This window comes from Nannocystis exedens (genome assembly GCF_002343915.1).
GTDB lineage: Bacteria > Myxococcota_A > Polyangia > Nannocystales > Nannocystaceae > Nannocystis > Nannocystis exedens.
In genome coordinates this window covers 10,869,682-10,888,171 of record NZ_NETK01000001.1, presented here as the reverse complement: position 1 = coordinate 10,888,171, position 18,490 = coordinate 10,869,682, and the positions used below count along the sequence as shown (strand labels likewise).

Here is an 18,490-nt window from a genome sequence, read left to right as displayed (position 1 = left end):
CGCGGCCTCGCGCCCGCCAGGACCGGCTGCCGCCCGCGCCGGCGCCAGAGGCCGGCGGTTCCCCGGCATGCCCGAACGTGCATGTCCGCATCGACATGCCCGAACGGGCATGGTCGAAGCGGCATGTCCTCTACACCATGCCCTCCCGGACCGGGGCTCACGCCCGCTTCTTCAGCACGAAGGTCGTCTGGCACCACTCCGGCTGCGGCGACGCCAGCGGGGCCGCCACCCGCGGGCGGGTGTTGCGGGTGATCGCCTTGGTCGTCAGGTCCATGAAGCAGGTGGTGACGGCGATCCCCCCGGCGTCCGCGGGCGCGAGCTTGAGAAAGGCGATCGTGTTGCTGATCTCGGTGCCGAAGTGGTACGCGCGCAGGTTCGGCGGGCCGGACGGGCCGCCGGGGTAGGCCAGCGGGAACGTCAGGATCCCCTTGTCCTGCACGTCGAAGGCCTGGGCGCCGATCGACTCCATCGTCGGGATCATGCACGCCGGCGAGCTGACGAGCTCCCACACCTTGCGGTCCTTGGCGGTGTCGATCTCGAGCAAACGGCTGTGGTGGACGTCGCCCGAGAGCACCAGCACGTCGTACGGCGCGTTCGTCAGGGCTCGCCAGATCCGCGAGTAATCGGCGGGGAAGTCGGGCGGCTGGTAGTCCATCCAGTTGCCGCGGTCGATCCACAAAGGCTGGCCGAAGATGGCGATCCCGGGCGCCTGCAGGCCGGCCGCCCAGCGCTCGAACGCGACCAGCTCGGCCTCGGTGGTCATGCGCGGGCTGGCCGTCTTCATGATCGTGCGACCGGCCCGCAGGTCGAGGGCGAAGCACGACACCGGCGGGATGTCGAAGCGGTACGACAGGCCCGAGCGCGCCGCGGGCGGCGGGTTGAGCACCGCCTGGAACAGCTTGAGCGAGCCGAGCGCGGCGGCGGAGTAATCGGCGCGCGCGTTGGCCATGCTGCGCGCCAGGTGCACCTGCCACTCGGGGAAGTTGTTCCACAGCTCGTGGTCGTCCCACAGGCAGAACGTGGGCAGGTACGACAGCACGTCGGCGTAGCCGCTGCGCCAGTAGTACTGCAGGTAGCGTCCGACCGTCTCCTCGGCCCCGCTGCGCGCCTGCCCGGGCGCGGCGCCGACGTCGACGTAGATGTTGTCGCCGACCAGCAGCTTGGCGGCCAGCGGCCCATAGCTCGGCGCCGACTGCAGCAGCTGCAGGTAGTCCTTGTGGCGGCCGAACGCCTCGTAGTAGCAGCTCGCCAGCGCCAGCGAGATGCCGGCCTTCGGCAGCGCGGCGGGGAACGTCTTGACGTGGACCGGCCGCTGGTCGCCGGCGCGCAGGTGATAGTCGGCGCCGGGCCGCAGGTCCTTGGCCTCGCACACCCACAGCGACAGCCCGGCCTTGCGCACGTGTTGATCGATGCGCGGGTCGCCGGCCGCGTGCGCGCGCACCTCGAGCGCCGGCGCGGGTCCGCCCTGCAGCGCCTCGATGGTCAACGGCGGCGGCGCGTCGGCGTCGCTGATCACGAGCGCGCGCAGGCGATCGGTGCTGACGGCGCCTGGGATGATGCGGACCGGCACGGAGGGCTCGTCACCTCACGGTAACGCAGGCGTAGCGCGGGCTCAACCTCGGACTTGCCTCCGCCCGCGCCGCCATGGCACGAAACAGGGCTGTGCCGGCGATCGTCCGCGAAGCGCAGCGCGTGGTCTTCGACGAGCTCGGCCGCAGCGGGTCCCGCGTCGTCGTCCTCGCGCACAACTTGCTCGCCCACCGCGGCAGCTTCGCCGCCGTCGCCGCGCGCCTGGCCCCGCGCGCGCGCGTCGTCAACGTCGACCTCCGCGGCCACGGCGACAGCCGCGGCACCACGCGCGCGTTCTCGACCGCAGATCTGGCCGCCGACCTCGCCGCCGTGCTCGACACCCTGGCCGCACGCGACGCGATCGTCGTCGGCACCTCGCTCGGCGCCGCCGCGGCGGTGGAGCTGACCCGCCAGCGCCCCGAGCTGGTCGGCGCGCTGGTGCTGATCGCCGCCAACCCGCACGCCGCCAGCGCGCGCGACCGCCTGACCTTCGGCGCGCTGGCGACGATCCTGCGCACGCTCGGACCGGGTCCGGTGCTCACCAGCATCCTCGCCGGCCTGCACGCGCCCGACGCCGCCGCCGACGTGCGCGGCGCGACCACGGCCCACCTGCAGGCGATGGACCGCCGCGACATGGCCCGCGCCGTGAATGCCTGGGTCTCGCGCCCCGCCCTGCTCCCCGAGCTCGCCGGCCTCCGCCTGCCCGCGCGCGTGGTCGTCGGCGGCGCCGACTCGCCGGCCCTCGCAGCCGCCGGTCGCGTCCTCGCCGACGCGCTCGGCGCCCCGCTGCGCACGATCGCCGCCGCCGGCCACACGGTCCAGGCCGAGCGCCCGGCCGAGGCCGCGGCGATCGTCGAGGAGCTGCTCGCTACCACAGGTCCTTGAGACCATGTTCCATGGGCCATGCTTGTTGCCGCATGACCTATAGATCATGTCCTCAAGTTCATTCGACAGCGGCGCGGCCTCTCGCGCCGCCCGCGCACGGCTCTGGACAGCCTGCGTCCCCCCGCGACCGACCCGCTCCGGCGCGCTCGGCGGACCGAGCTACCTGGCTTCGAGGTCATCCATGAGCAGCGGCCGCGGCGAACGACTCGACGCGCGCTGCCTGCTCGACGATGGTCCCGGCGCCGTTCGCGGCTATCGTGAACGAGTGTCCGCCGAGACGTCACGTTCGTCGTCGCACCCGCACCCGTGGCGGCGCGCCCTCGTGATCCTCGTGACGATCGGGGCGCTCGCGGCGCTGGCTGCCAGCGACCTCGTGCACGATCTGCTGGCCCGACTGCTCGCCGTCACCGAGACGCTGATCGCGGCCGACCCGGCCGCCGGGGCCGCGCTGTTCGTGCTGTTCGCCGCGCTGTCGGGCATGTTCGCGTTCTTCTCGAGCGCGCTCATCGTCCCGATCGCCGTGTACGCCTGGGGGCCGATCCCGTGCGCCCTCCTGCTGTGGCTCGGCTGGACGCTCGGGGGCGCCTGCACCTACGCGCTCGGCCGTTCCCTCGGCCGGCGCGCCCTCCGCTGGTTGGCGCCGCGGGGCGCCCTGGCCCGCTACGAGCGGTGGGCGACCCGGGACATGCCGTTCGGCCTGGTCGCGCTGTTCCAGCTGTCGATGCCGTCGGAGGTCCCGGGTTACCTGCTGGGCCTGGCCGGCTACAGCTTCTGGCGCTACATCGCCGTGGTCGTGCTCGGCGAGCTGCCGTACGCGTTCGGCACGGTGATGTTGGGGGAGAGCTTCATCCGGCAACAGGTCGGGCCGCTGCTGCTGCTGGGCCTCGTCGGGGCGCTCTTCAGCGCGATCGCCTACACGCTGCTGCACCGCCGGCTCCGCGCCGCCGAGCCGTCTCGCGCCGCCGCGAGCCACGGATCAGCCTGTCCCGAGGGGCAGCCCGATCCTCGCCCGGCGACGCTGCGGCCGGTCGCCGCGGAGCCGTCTGTCCGAACCGACGGCACGCATCTCGCCCCGTAGGAACGCGATCGACAGCCGGGGAGCAGCCTGTCCGAACGGACAGGCGGCGGCCTCCCGCCGAGCGGCGGGTCAGCCTGTCCGAACGACCAGGCCGCGGTGCTCTCGCCCGGGCACGAGCGCTCGCGTCGCGCCGTCACGCCGCGCGCGCGAGCCGCTGGATCAGCATCCGCCGCTCGGCGCTCACGGTCGGCCGGCGGAGGAATTTGACCATGTCGTCGAGGCCCGCCAGCGTCAGCTGGAACATCGGGAACACCCGCGCGATCTCGGCGATCGTGCCGGAGCGCCACAGGCCCGGCTGCTCGGGGTTGAGCCAGACCGAGCGCGGGAAGCGGTCGGCGATCCGGGCCAGCCACGTCAGCCCGGACGGGCCGCGGTTCGACTCCCACCAGTCGCCGCTCGTCATCGTCAGCTCGCCCGGGTGCATGTACGCGTCGCCGACGAGGATCACCGTCCACTTGTGGTCGAGCTCGCGCAGCAGGTTGCTCGTCAGCACCGGCTTGCGGAACTGGGCGTCCTCGTAGACGCGGCCGTACACGCAGTTGTGGAAGTAGTACGAGCGCAGCTCGCGAAAGCCGCCGCCCTGGTGGGCCGCGCTGAACAGGCGCGACACCAGGTGCGCGTGCGGGTCCATGCTGCCGCCGACGTCGAGCAGCAGCAGCGTCCGCACCTGGCTGTGGCGCTCGGGGGTCAGCACGACCTCGATGTCGCCGCAGTTGCGCGCGGTCGCGTCGATGGTCTCGTCGAGGTCGAGCTCGAGCTTGCCGTCCTCGCGCGACAGCCGACGCAGGCGCCGCAGGGCCGCGGCGATCTGGCGGGTGTCGAGCACGACGTCCTTGCGGAACTCCTGGAACCGGCGCGCGTCGGCGACGGCCAGCGCCGAGCGGCCGCCGCCCTGCCCGCCCACGCGGATCCCGGCCGGGTTCTGCCCGCCCTGGCCGAACGGCGAGGTGCCGCCGGTGCCGACCCACGTGTTGCCGCCGTCGTGGCGCTCCTTCTGCCGCTTGAGCCGGTCGAGCAGCTCCTGGCGCAGCGTCTCGAGGTCGAGGGCCTTGAGCGCGGCGAGGGTCGCCTCGTCGAGCTCGGCCAGCGCCTTCGGGTCCTGCAACCATGCCTCGACGCCGGCGAGGAGCCCGCGCAGGTCGGCCTCGACCCCGCGGAAGACCTGGCCGAACACGCGGTCGAACTCGTCGTAGTGGACCTCCGACGAGACCAGCAGGCAGCGCGCGACCTGGTAGAAGCCGTCGAGCGAGTTCTGGTGGAGGCCGCGCGACAGCGCGTCGACGAGCGCCAGCCAGTTGTGCGTGCTGACCGGCACGCCGCGCGAGCGCAGCGCGTAGAAGAACTCGAGGAACAGCGCCCCGCCGGGCGACTCGTATGGCGTTACGAACATGTCCTCACGAACCTGTCCTCGCCTTCATGCGGCGGCCGACGTTGTCGATGTCCTGCTCCTTCTTGAGCAGGGTGCCGAGGAAGGGGATCTTGGCCCCCAGGAGCTTGGCCGGGTCGATCCCCGACAGGCGCAGCGCCGACAGCCAGTCGATGAGCTCGCTGGTGCTCGGCGGCTTGCGCAGGCCCTCGACCGCGCGCAGGGTGTAGAACGCCTCGAGCGCACCGGCGAGCAGCTTGTCCTCGACGTCGGGGTGGTGGACGCGGACGATTCGCGCCATGAGCGCCTTGTCGGGGAACTCGATCCAGTGGAACACGCAGCGGCGCAAGAAGGCGTCGGGCATCTCCTTCTCGTTGTTGCTGGTGATGATCACGATCGGCCTCTGACGGGCTGCGACGACGGCGCCGGTCTCGGGGATGGTGAACTCCATCGCGTCGAGCTCATGGAGCAGGTCGTTCGGAAACTCGAGGTCGGCCTTGTCGATCTCGTCGATGAGGACCACGACCCGCCGCTCGCTCGCGAAGGCGCGGCCGAGCGGCCCCAAACTGATGTAGCGAGAGATGTCGCGCACATCGCCGTCGCCGAACCTGGAATCGTGCAGACGCCGTACGGCGTCGTACTGATACAGTCCGTCGACGGCTTTCGTCGTCGATTTGACATGCCAACGCTCCAGTGGACACTCGAAGAAATTGGCGATATCCCGCGCCAGAAGCGTCTTCCCGGTGCCGGGCTCGCCCTTGACGAGCAGCGGCCGGCCGAGCGCGACCGCGACGTCGACCGCGCGCGAAAGTTCGGGGGAGACGATGTACTCGGAAGTCCCTGAGAAGCTCTGCACTTCCGAAGAGCTTGGCACAACCACCGCCCCGATCATGTCCGCCCGCCCCGTACGAACCTCACGCCCCGCCTGGCTGGCCGCCCTCGCCGGCTTCGCGCTGCCGATCGGCCCCACCGTCGCCCTGCTGACGTTCGGGCCGAGCTGCGACGAGGACGGCGACGACGACGCGTTCGTGGCGGTCGCCCGTCCGGACGCCGTCCGCGAGGCCGCGCACGCCGACGACGAGCTCGGGGCCGAACCCGGCGACGCCCCGCTGGAGCCGCCGCTCCCGGCCGCCGCGCCCGGCGAGCAGCCGACGGCGGGGGCGCCCGAGGCCGTGACCCAGCCGCTCCCGATCGGCATCCGCGGGGCCGCGCGGACCATCGTCGTCTACGCCGCGCCGCGCCACGGCAGCGACATGCGCGGCCGCATCGACGGCGGCAGCACGTTCGCCATCTACGAGCTGGTCGCCGGGACAGATTGCCCCGGCGAGGGCTGGGCCCGCGTCGACCACGACAGCTACGCCTGCCTCAAGAACGCGGTCGCGGACGACCGCGAGCCGGTGCTGCAGCCGCGGATCCCCGAGGGCCTGCTGGTGCCCTTCATCTACGCCAAGCCGAAGGCCGACCGCCAGGGCAACCTGCTGGTCGAGGTCCCCCGCTACAAGAGCAAGTTCGCCCTGACGCAGGGCGCCGAGCCGCTCGAGATCCTGGCGGCCAACCATCAATACGCGTTCGTCGAGGAGCTCCAGATCCCGGGCCACGGCAAGGTGATGCTCGACGGCGACGAGCAGGTGGTGCCGCTCGAGGGGCTGAAGTTCGAGAAGCCGAGCGAGTTCGCCGGCCGCGAGCTGGCCGTCCGCCCGATCCCGGCCGGGCTGGCGGCCGCGTGGGCGGTCTCCCGCGAGGCCCTGCTGCGGCGCCAGCCGAGCCTCAAGGCCGCGATCGAGGGCCAGCTCGAGTACCACCAGGCGCTCGACGTGAAGCCCGAGCCGCTGCGCGGCGGCGGGGCGCGGTGGCTCGAGATCCCCGACCACTTCGGGCCCGGCGCGTCCGCCTACGTCGAGGCCGACAAGCTGCGGCTATGGGTCGACGGCCCGGCCCTCGACGACATCCGCGACGACGAGACGTGGGTCGACGTCGACGTCGGCCAGCAGACGCTGGCGGTGATGCGCGGGCAGCAGCCGATCTTCGTGACGCTGGTGTCGAGCGGCACCGGCCACAAGCCCAACACCGCCACGCCGCGCGGGGTCTACCGGATCCGCAACAAGCTCGCCTACGGCCCGATGCGCAACCGCCCCGCGGACGCCGAGGACTCGCCCTACCACGTCGAGGCCGTCCCGTGGGTGCAGTACTTCTACCGCCGCTTCGCCCTCCACGGCGCCTACTGGCACGACGGCTTCGGCCACCGCAAGAGCCACGGCTGCGTCAACCTGTCGCCCCGCGACGCCCGCTACGTGTTCGAGCGCACCGGCCCGCAGCTGCCGGCCGGCTGGATGACCGCCTACGAGCACGCCGACCGCCCCGGCAGCGTGGTCCGCGTGCGCAAGGGCCTGGAGCCGTCGCCCGACCGCCGCACCGAGGTCGACCCCGCCGGCGAGGACGAGGTCCTGGTCGCCCGCGCCGAGCCGCCGGGGGTTTGATCGGACAGGTCCCTCCGGGCAGGTCCATTGCGACAGGTCGATCGGGGCATGTCCCGAAGGGCCTGTCGCAAGGAGCATGCGCTTTGCGCCACGCGGGCTCTCCTGCCGCCGGTCGACGGATCCCCGTTGCGGCTCGCCCGCGCCGCCCCGGCGCCGCTCCGCCGCTCGCCGCGATTCGGCCGTGAGAGGCGACGGCCGGGAGACGGAGCGCGGCCGGCGTCGTCGGGCGCAGACGCGACGCTCGCCGCGTGACCTCGGGGGTCTTGAGGGACGACACGGCCGCGGGGCTGCAAACCGCGCAGCCGTAGCGCCGGCACGTTCACGGCGCCGGCAGCGGGCGGTCGGGCTCGCTCGGCCGGGCGCCCGACGGGGCTCTTTGTGCAGGTCCCGACGGACATGTACAAAGAGCCCTGTCCGATCGGACAGGGCTCTTTGTACCTCGACGCGCGCGGGCGGACGCTCGGGGCCCCTCGGCGCGGGCGGGCCTCACTTCGGCGGCGGCGGCAGGTCGCCCAGGCCCTCGCGCGGCGGCTTGCTCGGCTTGATAATTTTCTTCGGCTCTTCCTTGGGCGGCTCGGGCTTCGGCGTGGTCTTCTTCGGCGTCGTCTTCTTCGGCGTCGTCTTGACCGGCTCCGGCGTGGGCTCGGGCGTCGGCGTGGTCGCCGGCGGCGTGGTCGCCGGCGGAGTCGTCGCCGGCGGCGTCCCGGCGGCCGGCGGCGTTCCGGCGGCCGGCGGCGTCCCGGCAGCCGGCGGCGTCCCGGCAGCGGGCGGCGTCCCGGCGGCCGGCGGTACGCCCGCGGCGGGCGGCGTGCCCGCGGCCGCGGCCGGGTCGACCGCGGCGGGCGGCGTCCCGGCGGTCGCGGCGGGCGGCGCGGTCTCGGCGGGCGCGGCGTTGACCGTCTCTTCGCTGGCCTGACCGCCCAGGAACGCGGCATAGGCCGCGCCGCCGCCGACCACGAGCAGGCCGACGAGCACGAGCACCCACGACGGCATCCCGGGGCTGAGATTGCTGGCCATGCGCTCCGGCCGCTCGCGCGACAGGTCGGGCATGCTGTCGAGGCTGCCGACGAAGGTGCGGCCGCCGGCCTCGGGCTTGGCGTGGGCGCCGGTGAACTCGAACACGGTGCGGGAGCCGCCGGTCTGCAGCTCGTCCATGCGCGCGTTGCCGGGCGGCGGCGGCACCGGGCCCGACTGCGGGTGAGGATGGACCTGCTGCACCGGCTGCTGCGGCACCTGTCCCTGGGGATAGGCGCCCTGCGGATACTGCCCGGGCGGGTACTGCCCCGGCGGATACTGGCCCGGCGGGTACTGACCCGGCGGGTACTGCCCCGGATGCTGCTGGGCGGCCATCGGCACCTGTCCCTGGGGATAGGCGCCCGGCGGCGGATGCTGCGCCTGCGGATACGGCTGCTGTCCCGGCATCGGCGCCGCGCCCGGATGGGGCTGCGAGGACCCGGGGAGCTGCACTGCCACGCCGAGCTGTGCGGGCACGTACTGCGGCTGAGCGGGGTTTTGCGAGCTGCCCAGCGGTACAGTGGAGGACGGCGGGTGCTGATTCACAGGCGAAGACTCCTTGGGCCGGAGCGAGTGTGCCACGCGGGCGCGCCCTGAGCGAGGAATCCGCGACCGTGCGGACGCGCCAAGGCGCGCGCGACTTTTGCTAGGCTCGCCCGCGATGCGTGAGTCAGGCGGACGTTTCATCGCCATCGAGGGGATCGACGGGAGCGGCACGACGCTGCAGACGCGCGCGCTGGCGCATTGGCTCCGACAGCGTGGCCACGAGGTCCACGAGACCCGCGAGCCCAGCGGGGGCGCGATCGGCAGGCTGATCCGCGAGCGCCTCCACGTCGAGGCGGAGCCCATCGATCCGGCCGCGCTGGCCCTGCTGTTCGCCGCCGATCGCCTCGAGCACATCGCGCACGAGATCGATCCGGCCCGCCGCCGCGGCGGCGTCGTCGTCTCGGATCGCTACCTCCTGTCCTCGCTCGCGTACCAGTCCCTCGACTGCGATCTCGACTGGGTCCGGTCGATCAACCAGGCGGCCCCGGCGCCCGATTTCTACATCTTCCTCCGCGTGCCCGCGGAGGTGGCGTTCGCCCGGATCCAGCGCCGCGCCGCCGAGGGCGCCGCGGTCAGCGAGCGGTTCGACGCGCTCGAGCTGCAGCGCCGCGTCGCCCGCCTCTACGACGCCGCCCGCGAGCGCGGAGACCTCGGCGAGATCGTGGTTCTGGACGGCACCCTGCCCCCCGACCAGGTCACGGCCCAGATCGGCGAGGCCTGCGCCCAGCGCGGGCTGTAGTCGGCCTCGGCCTGCCACGCCGGGCTCGACCCACCGGCTGGCACGAGACCCGGGTGTCACCGACCGGGCCGGCCCGACCGGCGCGCGAGCCGGTCGACCAGGTTGCGCGGCGCCACGCCCGCGGACTACCATGCCCGCGATGATCGACTACGCCGTGCTGTGCAGAGCCATCGAGGACTGGAAGGCGGGCAACGCCCCCAACATCCCTGTGTCGAGCCCCGTGCCGGTCGCGACCGAGACCGCGGTCGACAGCTACGAGGGGGTCGAGGCCGAGGCCGAGGCGGACGAGGAGATCGTCGACACCGACGTCGACGCCGGTGAGGGCGAGGGCGAGGTCGGGGCCGGCGAGGGCCAGCAGCAGGACCGCACGATCGTGTACCAGCTGCCGGAGATCGACGAGGAAGAGCAGGCCTGAGCGCTCGCCTGGCCGAACGAGCATGCCCGCGAGGGCAAGTTTGAAAAGACATGTCCAGATGGACATGTGATGAAGGGCCTGCCCGAAGGGACAGGCCCTTCGCGCTCGAGACGCGTCGCGGGTGGACGAGCCGTCCTCGCGCCGCCTGCCCTTCGCGCAGGCCGGCACGCCACCACCGGCCCTGCGGAGACACGTCTCGTTCGACCGCATCGCTCGCGGCTCCCGACCACGCGCTCGCGGCCGTCGCGGCCGACCGGCACGTCGTCGGGCTCGGAGCGCGCCGTCGTGCGACCGGGCCACGAACGCGAAGAGGCGCCCGGCATGCCTACCGGACGCCCCTGCCCTCGCCGGCGTGGGCTCAGGAGCTCGTCAGCGCCATCACGGCGACCGCGGCGATCACCAGCACGACGATGACGATGATCAGCACCTTCGAGCCGCCACCGGCGCCTTCGGCCGCCTCGGCGGTGGCGAACACCGACTCGGGCGGAGTGCTGGGCTGCGCCGCCGACACCGTCGGCTTGGCCGGCTCGGGCTGCGGCTTGGGCGGAGGCGTGAGGCCGCCGAAGTCGAAGCTCGAGTTGCCGGCGAAGCTCGGCAGATCGGGCGGCGACTGCGGGGCGGCGTCGCCGGGCGCCGGCGGCTCGGGCTCGGCGCTGCGGAAGCGCGAGCCGAACGAGGTCATTTCTTCTGTCCCCGCGCTCAGGTCGGCGGGCGGCTCGCCGACGCGTGAGCGGGCCTGCGGGGTCCCGGCGGTCGGGGCGAAGGCGACGACGGTGCCCGAGTCGGTGGTGACCTGGCCGTCGTAGAACTCGGGCTCGGCCGCCGCGGGCTCGGCCTTCGGCTCGTCCTTGCTCTGCAGCTCGGCCTCCATGAACATGGTCCAGCCGCGCGAGCTCGGCTGACCGCCGGCGGGCGCCGCCGCAGCCGCGGGGGCCGGTTCGGCCTTCTCCGGCGCGGGCGCCGGGGCTGCCGCCGTCGGCGGGGGCACGCCGGGCAGCGAGTCATTGAGCTCCTCGAGCATCGTCCAGCCGCGGACGGTCGGGCTGGCCGGCGCCGGGGCGCTGGCGGCGGCGGGCGTGGTGACGGCGAGCGCGGCCGCGTCGGCCTCCGGCTCGTCCATGATCATCGTCCAGCCGCGCGTGCTCGGCTTGACCTCGCCGCTCGAGGCGGCCGGTGCTGCGGCAGCCGCGGGCTGCACGGGCGCCGGCGCGGGCGTGGGCGCAGCGACGGGCGCCGGCGCGGGCGCGGGCGTCGCCACCGGCAGCGGGCCGCCGACCGGCACCCCGGGCGCCGGGGCGCCGCCGGACTCACCGTCGGTCGCCTCCATGAACATGGTCCACCCGCGCGTGCGGGGCTTGGCGCCCTGGGCCCCCGCGGTCGCGCTGGGGGCCGCGGCGGGCGGCGGGGCGAGGTTCGGCGCGGACAACGTCGGCGGGGCCACGCTCGGCGGCGCGAACGTCGGCGCCGACACGCTGGGCGGCGCGACGCCCGGCGGCTTGCCGATCGTCGGCGGTCCCAACAGCGGCGGCGCGCCGATCTTGGGCCCGACCGACGGCGGCGCGCCGATCGCCGGCTTGGCGGCCGGCGGCGGCGCGACCGGCTTGGCCGCGGCGGGTTCAGGGGTGGGCGTGCCCGGCCCGCTGAGGGCCGCGCGATCCGGGTTGAGCGCGTCGGGGTCGTTCATAGGGTCGTCCTGCTCGCGAGCATCGCGCGGGAAGTCGCGGACGATGTCGCCAAGATCCCCGAGGAACTTGGACAGCGCCGGCCGCGCCTTGGGGTCCTTCGCCAGGCCCGCGAACAGCGGCGCCGGCATCGAGCTCTCGGGCGGGAGACTGGCGGCGTGCTGCAGCAGCGCGGTGCCGGTGTCCTCGGTCGTGAACAGCGACTGGCCCTTGAGCAGGCGATACGTCAGCGCCGCGAGGTTGTACACCAGCGTGCGCTCGTCGATGTTCTTGCCCTCGACCTGCTCGGGCGCGATGCAATCGATGGCGCCGAAGCTGACGCCCCCTTGCGGGTCGCCGACGGCGAAGTTGAACAGGCGGATGTCGCTGCCGTGGCGCAGGATCGAGTCGGCCCCGAGGTTGCGGTGGACCACCCCGACCTTCTGCGCCGCCGCCAGCGCGGCGGCGACGTCCTGGACGATCTGCAACACCTCGGCCGGCGGCAGGCTGCCCACGCTGGACAGCGGCGTCCCGGCGAGGCGCTCGTGGACCTCGTAGATGCCGCCCTGCGACATCTTGCCGGTGTCGATCACCCGCACGATCTGGGGCGACTGGACCTTCTCGAGCTGCCGCAGCTCGCGGAGGCTGCGCTCGAGCGCCACCGGCGAGACGAAACAGCCGGCCGCGTACACGGTGACCTCCACCTGACCACCGCTGAGGTCCGTGGCCTCGTAGGTCACGCTGCCGCCGCGCTCCCGCACCACCGCGCCGAGGGTGTATGTCCCGTCGATCACTGTTCCCGGTGAGAGAGTTGGCGCGCCGGTCGTCGCTGTCGTCATGGGTTCTCCAGCAGGGAGGGAAGTCGCGCTCCGAGACTATGCGCTGCTAGGTAGTTGATCAAGCGCACAGCGGGCCCGGCGCCCGGCGCCACGGCGACCTTCGCATGGTTCACTCGCGACGAAAACCACGAGAGCCGTGCGACCCCGCCCGTGGCCTCCATGGAACGCGAGCCGTTCGCGGTTCCGCACGCAAATTGGGCCGATCACGGAGATCGGGCGGCGGACGCGGCGAGCCGCGAGACCTGATGGAAGCACACCGGCGGAGCCGCCGCGGCGATCTCGCGCGCGCAGGCGGGCGCCTGGGTTCTGCAGGGCGAGCGGCGAGCTCAACCCTTCGCCGGCGCGGCGCTCTTGGGCGCCGGCTTGCCGGGCTCGCCGAGAGCCGCGAACAGCTCCGTGGCGGACAGCGTGCTGTGCTTGCCCATCTTCATCTTACGGGCATGGCCAGCGTTCTTGGTACGACGAGCGCGCTTGCGCTTGGTGACTGCAGTGAAGGAAGCCATCGCGGAGGTCCTGTTTGCGGGAGGGCGGAGGGATAACCGGGCTTATCGGGCTTGTCAACCGCGCGCACGGGGCCTGCGCCAGCCGGCCCCCTGCCCGCGCGGCGCTCGGGTCACTCGGCGCGTGAGAACACCCGCTCGACCGCCAGCACGCCGGTGATGTCCCGCAGGGTCGCCATCAGCGAAGACAGCTGCTTGAGGCTGCGGACGGTGGTCTGGAAGGTGTTGATGGCGCGCCGGCCGCTGTCGTAGGCGCGACAATTGGCCTGCTTGATGTTGATCCCGTGGTGCGAGAAGGCCCGGCTCATCTCGGCGAGCAGGCCGACGGTGTCGGTGGTGCGGACCTCGAGGGTGACCGGACCGTCGATCTCCAGGCCCGACTCCCAGGCGAGGTGGAGGCGGCGCTCGGCGATCCGGCCGAGCGCCTCGGGACAGCCCTCGACGTGGGCCGCGATCCCCTTGCCCGGGACGAAGTAGCCGATCAGCGGGTCGCCCGGCAGCGGCGAGCAGCACGGCGCGAGCTGGATCATCGGCGCCCCGGAAGAGCCGGCCTCGATGCGCTCGCGCGTGACCAGAAGCGGCGAGCCCGGCGCGCCTTGCCCGGGCGCCAGGCGGCCGAAGCCCGGCAGCTTGGGCCCCGGCTTTTTGCCCGACATGCGCCGCAGCACGCGCTTGAACAGGTTGTCCTCCTCGTCCGCGACCGGCGCCAGCGCGTCCGCCACCACCGCCGGCGCGACCTGACCGGCGCCGAGAGCCTCGTAGAGCCCGTCCTCGCTGCGCAGATCCTTGGGCAGATCGAGATCGGCGATCCGGCTCGCCATCTGCCCCTGGGCCTCGAAGTCGGCCAGCTTGCGCCCGCGCCCGGCCAGCTCCGTGTCGAGCAGGCTGCGGCCCAGCGCGCGCAGCCGGCCGCGCTCCTGCTGCCGCAGGTACTGCTTGATCCGCGCCTGCGCGCGCGAGGTCTGGCACATCTTGAGCCACTCCTTGCGCACCGCCGGGTTCGGCGTGGTGATGATCTCGATCGTGTCGCCCTGCCGCAGCTGGTAGCGGAGCGGCACCATGTGGCCGTTGATCCGCGCCGCCGAGCAGTGGTTGCCGAGGTCGGTGTGGATCGCGAACGCGAAGTCGATCGGCGTGGCGCCGCGAGGGAAGGTGTGGATGTCGCCCTGCGGGGTGAACACGAACACCTCGTCGGCGAACAGGTCGGCCTTGACCGCGGCGATGAACTCGTGCGGGTCGGACACCTCGCCCTGCCAGTCCATCAGGCTCTTGAGCCAGGTCAGGTTCTGCCAGCCCTTCGAGCCGGCGCGGTCGCGTCGCCACTCGGAGACGATGCCCTTCTCGGCCACGTCGTCCATGCTCTCGCTGCGGATCTGCAGCGTCAGCCGGACCCCGTGGGCCATCACCGCGGTGTGCAGCGCCTGGTAGTGGTTCTGCCGCGGCAGCGCGATGTAGTCGCGGAACCGGCCCGGCACCGGCGTGAAGCGGCCGTGGACCACCCCGAGCGCGGCGTAGCAGCCGGCGCGGTCGCGGGTGATGATGTGGAACGTGACCAGGTCGGACACCTGATCGACGCCCTCGTCTTGCTCTTCGGACAGGCGGTAGACCTGGTACGGCCGGCGCACGCTGGCCCGCACGCTGGCCCGCCCGAACAGCGCCTCCGGCCACTCGACGCGCTCGTCCTCGGGCCGATCGCTCGGCGCCGGGTCGCTCGGCCCGGCTGGCGGCAGGAACGCCGCCTGCAGCTCGGCCAGGCCGCGGGCCACGAACTCCGGCGCGCCGGCGAACAGGTTGTCGATCTTGCTCTGCACGCCGTCGTAGATCGCCGGCTCGAGGTAGCGGAACGACAGGTCCTGCAGCTCGGTGCGGATCCACTGGATCCCGAGGCGGTTGGCCAGCGGCGCGTAGATCTCCATCGTCTCGCGGGCGATCCGCTGGCGCTTGTCGCCCGGCATGTGCTCGAGCGTCCGCATGTTGTCGAGCCGGTCGGCGAGCTTGACCAGCAGCACGCGGATGTCCTGGCTCATCGCCAGCAGCATCTTGCGGAAGCTCTCCGCCTGCTGCTCCTGGCGCGACAGGTACGGCACCTTGCCGAGCTTGGTGACGCCGTCGACGATGCCGGCGATCTCGGCGCCGAACTGCTCGGTCAGGTCGAACACCGAGAGGTCGCTGTCCTCGACCGCGTCGTGCAGCAGCGCCGCGATCACGCTGCTGGTGTCGAGGCCGAGGCGCGCGATCGTCTCCGCGACCCGCAGCGGGTGCGTCAGGTACGGCTCGCCGCTCTTGCGCACCTGGCCGGCGTGGCACTTCTCCGCCAGCGCGAACGCCTTCTCGACCGCGCTCGTGTCGGTCACGCCGTGGTCGCGCAGCTCGGCCAGCAGGGTCGCGACGCTCGGCTCCAACGGCCGCTCACAGGCAGGCTCGCTCACAAGCCCTCCTTGTCGTCCCCGATCGCGCCGCGGGCGATGCCGAGCACCTGTTGCCCCGACAGCACCGCCTCGGCGGCGCTCCGCTGGCGCGCGCAGCGGTGGCTCTCGGCGATGTAGATCGCCCGCAGCGCGGCGTAGGCGCGGTTGAGGTCGTCGTTGACGATCACGTAGTCGTACTCGGCGTAGTGGCTGAGCTCGTCGCGGGCGACCCGCAGGCGGCGCTCGATGACCTCGGGCGCGTCGGTGTTGCGGGCCTGCAGCCGCCGCTGCAGCTCGCCGAGCGACGGCGGCAGGATGAACACCAGCACCACGTCGGCCGGGAAGCAGCGCCGCAGCTGGCGCCCGCCCTGGAAGTCGATGTCGAACAGCAGGTCGGTGCCGCTGGCCAGCGCCTCGCGGACCAGCGACGCCGAGGTCCCGTAGTTGTTGCCGTGGACCAGCGCGTACTCGGCGAACTCGTCGCGCGCGACCATCGCCGTGAAGGCGTCGCGGTCGACGAAGAAGTACTCGCGCCCGTGGACCTCGCCGGGGCGCGGCGACCGCGTGGTGTACGAGACGCTGAACTGGATCTGCGCGAACTCGTCCCGCAGGCGCCGGCAGAGGGTCGTCTTGCCGGCTCCAGAAGGGCTTGAAACAACGAGCAGCAAACCTTTGTAATCACTCGACATTCTGAACCTGCTCACGGATGCGCTCTACGTCTCCCTTGGCGGCGATGACGAGCGCGGAGCCGGCGTGGCTCGTGATCTTGCTGCCGATCGTGGTCAGCTCGCGGAACAGCTCTTGCGCCAGAAAATCCAGGACCTTGCCCTGCCCGACCTGGGCCGGGGCGTCGAGGGTCGCGCGCAGCTGGGCGAGGTGGCTGTCGATGCGCGCGAGCTCCTCTTCAATGTCCCCGCGCTGGACCAGCGCGGCAACCTCCTGGGCCAGCCGCTCCGACGGCGGCGGACTCACGCCGGCCTTCTCGCACAGGGCCGTGACCCGCTCGCGCAGGCGCGTCAGCAGCCGCTCGGACTCGCCGACGCGGGCCGACTGCAGCGCCTCGGCGTGGCCCTGCAGCGCCCCGGCGAGCTCGCGCAGCGCCGACTCGAGGGCCGCGCCCTCCTGCTCGCGCATGGCGCACAGCGCATCGAGGGCCAGGTCGACGAGGTTGTCGAGCTCGGCCGGCGCGGTGGTCGGGGCCTCACCCGCGCCGCCGCTGCGGGCCGCGAGCAGGCGCAGGACGTCGAGCGCGGTGAACGGCGCCAGCGTCCCCGAGCCGATGGTCTGCGCGTGGACCTCGATCTGCCGCGCCTGCGCCAGCACCTCGGCGACCCGCTCGAGCTCCGCGGGCCCGAGCGCCGCGGCCCCGAGCGCAGCCTGCAGGTGGACGTAGACGTCGACGCGACCCCGTCGCAGCCGCGCCTCGACCTTGCGCCGCAGCGCGTGTTCGGCCGCCGCGCCGAACGGCTGGCGGATCTTCACCTCGAGGAAGCGCTGGTTGACGGAGCGGAGCTCGACCCCGAGCCGCATCGGTTGTCCGGCGATCTCGGTGACACAGCTCGTCGCGCCGAACCCTGTCATGCTGCGAAGCGGCACCTCTGCTCACTATCGCCTCCGCGGCCCCCGCCGCAAGTTGTGGAGAAAGCCCGAGCCGCGGCACCGACGCGTCGGTGCCGTGAGGATCGCCGGCAGGCTCGCGCGGGGGGCTACCGCCGGGGGCGTCCGAGCGCCTATGCTCCTGCCGGCGCATGGTCCGAGCTCGCGAGATCCCCGCCCGCGGACCGTGGGCCCTGTCGGTGGTCCTGGCCGTCGGCCTCGCCGGCCCGGCCCGCGCCGCCGGGCCCTCGGCCTCGCCCGATCCCGGCGGTCCTGCCCCCGGGCCCGTGGTCGGCGCCGCGGCCCCCGCCGCTCCCGGGCCCGCGCCGGCGCGCCCGGCTCATCCGCGGCTGAGCGAGCGGGATCCGGTGCGGCGCTGGGCGATCGGCATCGAGGGGGTCGGCCTGCAGATCCCGCCCTTGCGCCCGCGGGTCGTCGATCTGGACGCGCGCTACCTCGGCAACTCGGTCGCCGCGGGCGGCGTCGGCGCGCTGGGCCGGGTCCGGATCCGCCCGCCGATCGCCCTCGAGCTGGCGGTGCGTTCGGGCTCGGTGCGCTACCGCAGCGACAACGACCTGCTCTCGCAGGACCTCCTGCTGGCCGAGTTCGGCGCCCTGCTCTTCCTCGCGCGCGGCGACATCGGCCACTTCGCCCTCGACGCCGGCGTCGGCGGCCTCGCGCACGCGATCCGCTACGAGCTGGAGGGCGGCCGCGCGGGCGCCCAGATCGTCGGTGCGTTCACCGTCCGGGTCGGCGCCGACCTCGAGCTCCTGCTCGGTCGCGTCGCCCTGACCTTCTCGCTCCGCGGCTACGGGGTCGTCACCGACGTGGCCCGCACCCGCGCCACCGGCCCGCTGTTCGCCGGCGAGAGCGCCGCGCTGCGCCAGGCCCCGCTGCCGCGCCACCAGACCCACCTGCTGGGCTCGGCTGGCGTCTTGTACAGGTTCTAACGGACATTCCCCGGCGGACATGCTCCGGCGAGCATGTCGCAAAGACCATCAGCGCTCGTCGGCCTGCGCGGCCTCGGCGTCGAAGCGGGCGAACATCTGCTCGAGCCCGCGGTAGCGCAGACCGGCCTCGTCGTCGTGGCTGGTGGCACCGGCTTCCGGCGCGGTCGGGAACAGGAGGTGAAGGAACAGGATCCACGTCGCCATTTGCTTGCGCTCCTCGTGTTGACCCGCTAGTAGCAGCGTGTCGCACCCACCTCAACAATTCGGCAATTCTGCGAATAGCGGCCGCTGGAGCCCGATTCAGCCGCGAATTCGCCGAACGACCGCGACCCGGCCGATCCGCATCCGCCGATCTCGCACCGCGCGGCGATCGCCTCTCGCCGCGGACCGCGACGTCACGCCGCGCAGCTGCCGGGCGACCGCGCGCGTCGTCGACGGCCGCGCGGC

Annotated in this window: 15 protein-coding genes; 6 read left to right on the top strand and 9 right to left on the bottom strand. The window is 73.1% G+C overall.

Going from position 1 to position 18,490, the window contains the following annotated elements; translation table 11 throughout:
* Positions 1–157: 157 nt before the first annotated feature.
* Positions 158–1,570, bottom strand: coding sequence for a metallophosphoesterase family protein (locus NAEX_RS42380; RefSeq protein WP_096333158.1), 1,413 nt, complete (start codon positions 1,568–1,570; stop codon positions 158–160).
* Between the two features lie 74 nt (positions 1,571–1,644).
* On the opposite strand from NAEX_RS42380, the gene NAEX_RS42375 reads away from it, so the two are divergent.
* Together NAEX_RS42375 and NAEX_RS42370 are read left to right on the top strand one after the other, a co-directional pair.
* Complete coding sequence (locus NAEX_RS42375; protein ID WP_096333157.1) at positions 1,645–2,454, top strand: alpha/beta fold hydrolase; 810 nt, start codon at positions 1,645–1,647, stop codon at positions 2,452–2,454.
* 265 nt (positions 2,455–2,719) lie between these two features.
* A complete protein-coding gene (locus NAEX_RS42370; protein WP_245913921.1) occupies positions 2,720–3,532 on the top strand; it encodes a VTT domain-containing protein in 813 nt (270 codons plus the stop codon).
* Positions 3,533–3,665: 133 nt separating this feature from the next.
* Here the strand turns inward: NAEX_RS42370 and NAEX_RS42365 are convergent, their stop codons facing one another.
* Positions 3,666–4,922: a vWA domain-containing protein gene (locus NAEX_RS42365; protein ID WP_245913920.1), complete on the bottom strand. Its 1,257-nt coding sequence runs from the start codon at positions 4,920–4,922 to the stop codon at positions 3,666–3,668.
* A gap of 4 nt (positions 4,923–4,926) precedes the next feature.
* Positions 4,927–5,790, bottom strand: coding sequence for an AAA family ATPase (locus NAEX_RS42360; protein WP_096333155.1), 864 nt, complete (start codon positions 5,788–5,790; stop codon positions 4,927–4,929).
* On the opposite strand from NAEX_RS42360, the gene NAEX_RS42355 reads away from it, so the two are divergent.
* Positions 5,789–7,375: a L,D-transpeptidase gene (locus NAEX_RS42355; RefSeq protein WP_096333154.1), complete on the top strand. Its 1,587-nt coding sequence runs from the start codon at positions 5,789–5,791 to the stop codon at positions 7,373–7,375. The two genes, NAEX_RS42360 and NAEX_RS42355, sit on opposite strands and share 2 nt — an antisense overlap.
* Before the next feature lie 486 nt (positions 7,376–7,861).
* Here NAEX_RS42355 and NAEX_RS42350 read toward each other — a convergent pair whose 3' ends face one another.
* Positions 7,862–8,935, bottom strand: coding sequence for a hypothetical protein (locus NAEX_RS42350; RefSeq protein ID WP_143140098.1), 1,074 nt, complete (start codon positions 8,933–8,935; stop codon positions 7,862–7,864).
* Between the two features lie 115 nt (positions 8,936–9,050).
* Between NAEX_RS42350 and tmk the strand changes: the two genes are divergently transcribed.
* The gene (gene tmk / locus NAEX_RS42345) at positions 9,051–9,674 is read left to right on the top strand and encodes a dTMP kinase (protein WP_096333152.1); all 624 of its coding nucleotides are present in this window, start codon (positions 9,051–9,053) and stop codon (positions 9,672–9,674) included.
* A 139-nt stretch (positions 9,675–9,813) separates the two neighbouring features.
* The gene (locus tag NAEX_RS42340) at positions 9,814–10,089 is read left to right on the top strand and encodes a hypothetical protein (protein ID WP_143140097.1); all 276 of its coding nucleotides are present in this window, start codon (positions 9,814–9,816) and stop codon (positions 10,087–10,089) included.
* Positions 10,090–10,447: 358 nt separating this feature from the next.
* Here the strand turns inward: NAEX_RS42340 and NAEX_RS42335 are convergent, their stop codons facing one another.
* The 4 genes from NAEX_RS42335 to NAEX_RS42320 all read right to left on the bottom strand — a co-directional run bounded on the left by NAEX_RS42335 (position 10,448) and on the right by NAEX_RS42320 (position 17,093).
* Positions 10,448–12,544, bottom strand: a complete 2,097-nt coding sequence (locus tag NAEX_RS42335) for a serine/threonine protein kinase (RefSeq protein ID WP_211302564.1) — start codon at positions 12,542–12,544, stop codon at positions 10,448–10,450.
* Positions 12,545–13,202: 658 nt separating this feature from the next.
* Positions 13,203–15,491 carry a RelA/SpoT family protein gene (locus NAEX_RS42330; RefSeq protein WP_143140096.1) on the bottom strand — a complete coding sequence of 763 codons (2,289 nt, stop codon included), beginning with the start codon at positions 15,489–15,491 and terminating at the stop codon, positions 13,203–13,205.
* 23 nt (positions 15,492–15,514) lie between these two features.
* Positions 15,515–16,186: a guanylate kinase gene (gene gmk, locus NAEX_RS42325; RefSeq protein ID WP_096333148.1), complete on the bottom strand. Its 672-nt coding sequence runs from the start codon at positions 16,184–16,186 to the stop codon at positions 15,515–15,517.
* The gene (locus NAEX_RS42320; RefSeq protein WP_143140095.1) at positions 16,176–17,093 is read right to left on the bottom strand and encodes a YicC family protein; all 918 of its coding nucleotides are present in this window, start codon (positions 17,091–17,093) and stop codon (positions 16,176–16,178) included. The genes gmk and NAEX_RS42320 overlap by 11 nt, the downstream gene beginning before the upstream one ends.
* Positions 17,094–17,245: 152 nt before the next feature.
* Between NAEX_RS42320 and NAEX_RS42315 the strand changes: the two genes are divergently transcribed.
* On the top strand, positions 17,246–18,043 hold the full coding sequence (locus tag NAEX_RS42315) for a hypothetical protein (RefSeq protein ID WP_143140094.1): 798 nt from the start codon (positions 17,246–17,248) through the stop codon (positions 18,041–18,043).
* A 48-nt stretch (positions 18,044–18,091) separates the two neighbouring features.
* On the opposite strand, the gene NAEX_RS51605 is transcribed toward NAEX_RS42315, so the two are convergent.
* On the bottom strand, positions 18,092–18,247 hold the full coding sequence (locus NAEX_RS51605; RefSeq protein ID WP_170136475.1) for a hypothetical protein: 156 nt from the start codon (positions 18,245–18,247) through the stop codon (positions 18,092–18,094).
* Positions 18,248–18,490: the final 243 nt, after the last annotated feature.

Coding starts and splice junctions, on each gene's coding strand:
- NAEX_RS42375 (WP_096333157.1), top strand. CDS start 1,645: ATGGCACGAAACAGGGCTGTGCCGGCGATCGTCCGCGAAGCGCAGCGC.
- tmk (WP_096333152.1), top strand. CDS start 9,051: ATGCGTGAGTCAGGCGGACGTTTCATCGCCATCGAGGGGATCGACGGG.
- NAEX_RS51605 (WP_170136475.1), bottom strand. CDS start 18,247: ATGGCGACGTGGATCCTGTTCCTTCACCTCCTGTTCCCGACCGCGCCG.
- gmk (WP_096333148.1), bottom strand. CDS start 16,186: ATGTCGAGTGATTACAAAGGTTTGCTGCTCGTTGTTTCAAGCCCTTCT.
- NAEX_RS42360 (WP_096333155.1), bottom strand. CDS start 5,790: ATGATCGGGGCGGTGGTTGTGCCAAGCTCTTCGGAAGTGCAGAGCTTC.
- NAEX_RS42365 (WP_245913920.1), bottom strand. CDS start 4,922: ATGTTCGTAACGCCATACGAGTCGCCCGGCGGGGCGCTGTTCCTCGAG.
- NAEX_RS42315 (WP_143140094.1), top strand. CDS start 17,246: ATGGTCCGAGCTCGCGAGATCCCCGCCCGCGGACCGTGGGCCCTGTCG.
- NAEX_RS42355 (WP_096333154.1), top strand. CDS start 5,789: ATGTCCGCCCGCCCCGTACGAACCTCACGCCCCGCCTGGCTGGCCGCC.
- NAEX_RS42340 (WP_143140097.1), top strand. CDS start 9,814: ATGATCGACTACGCCGTGCTGTGCAGAGCCATCGAGGACTGGAAGGCG.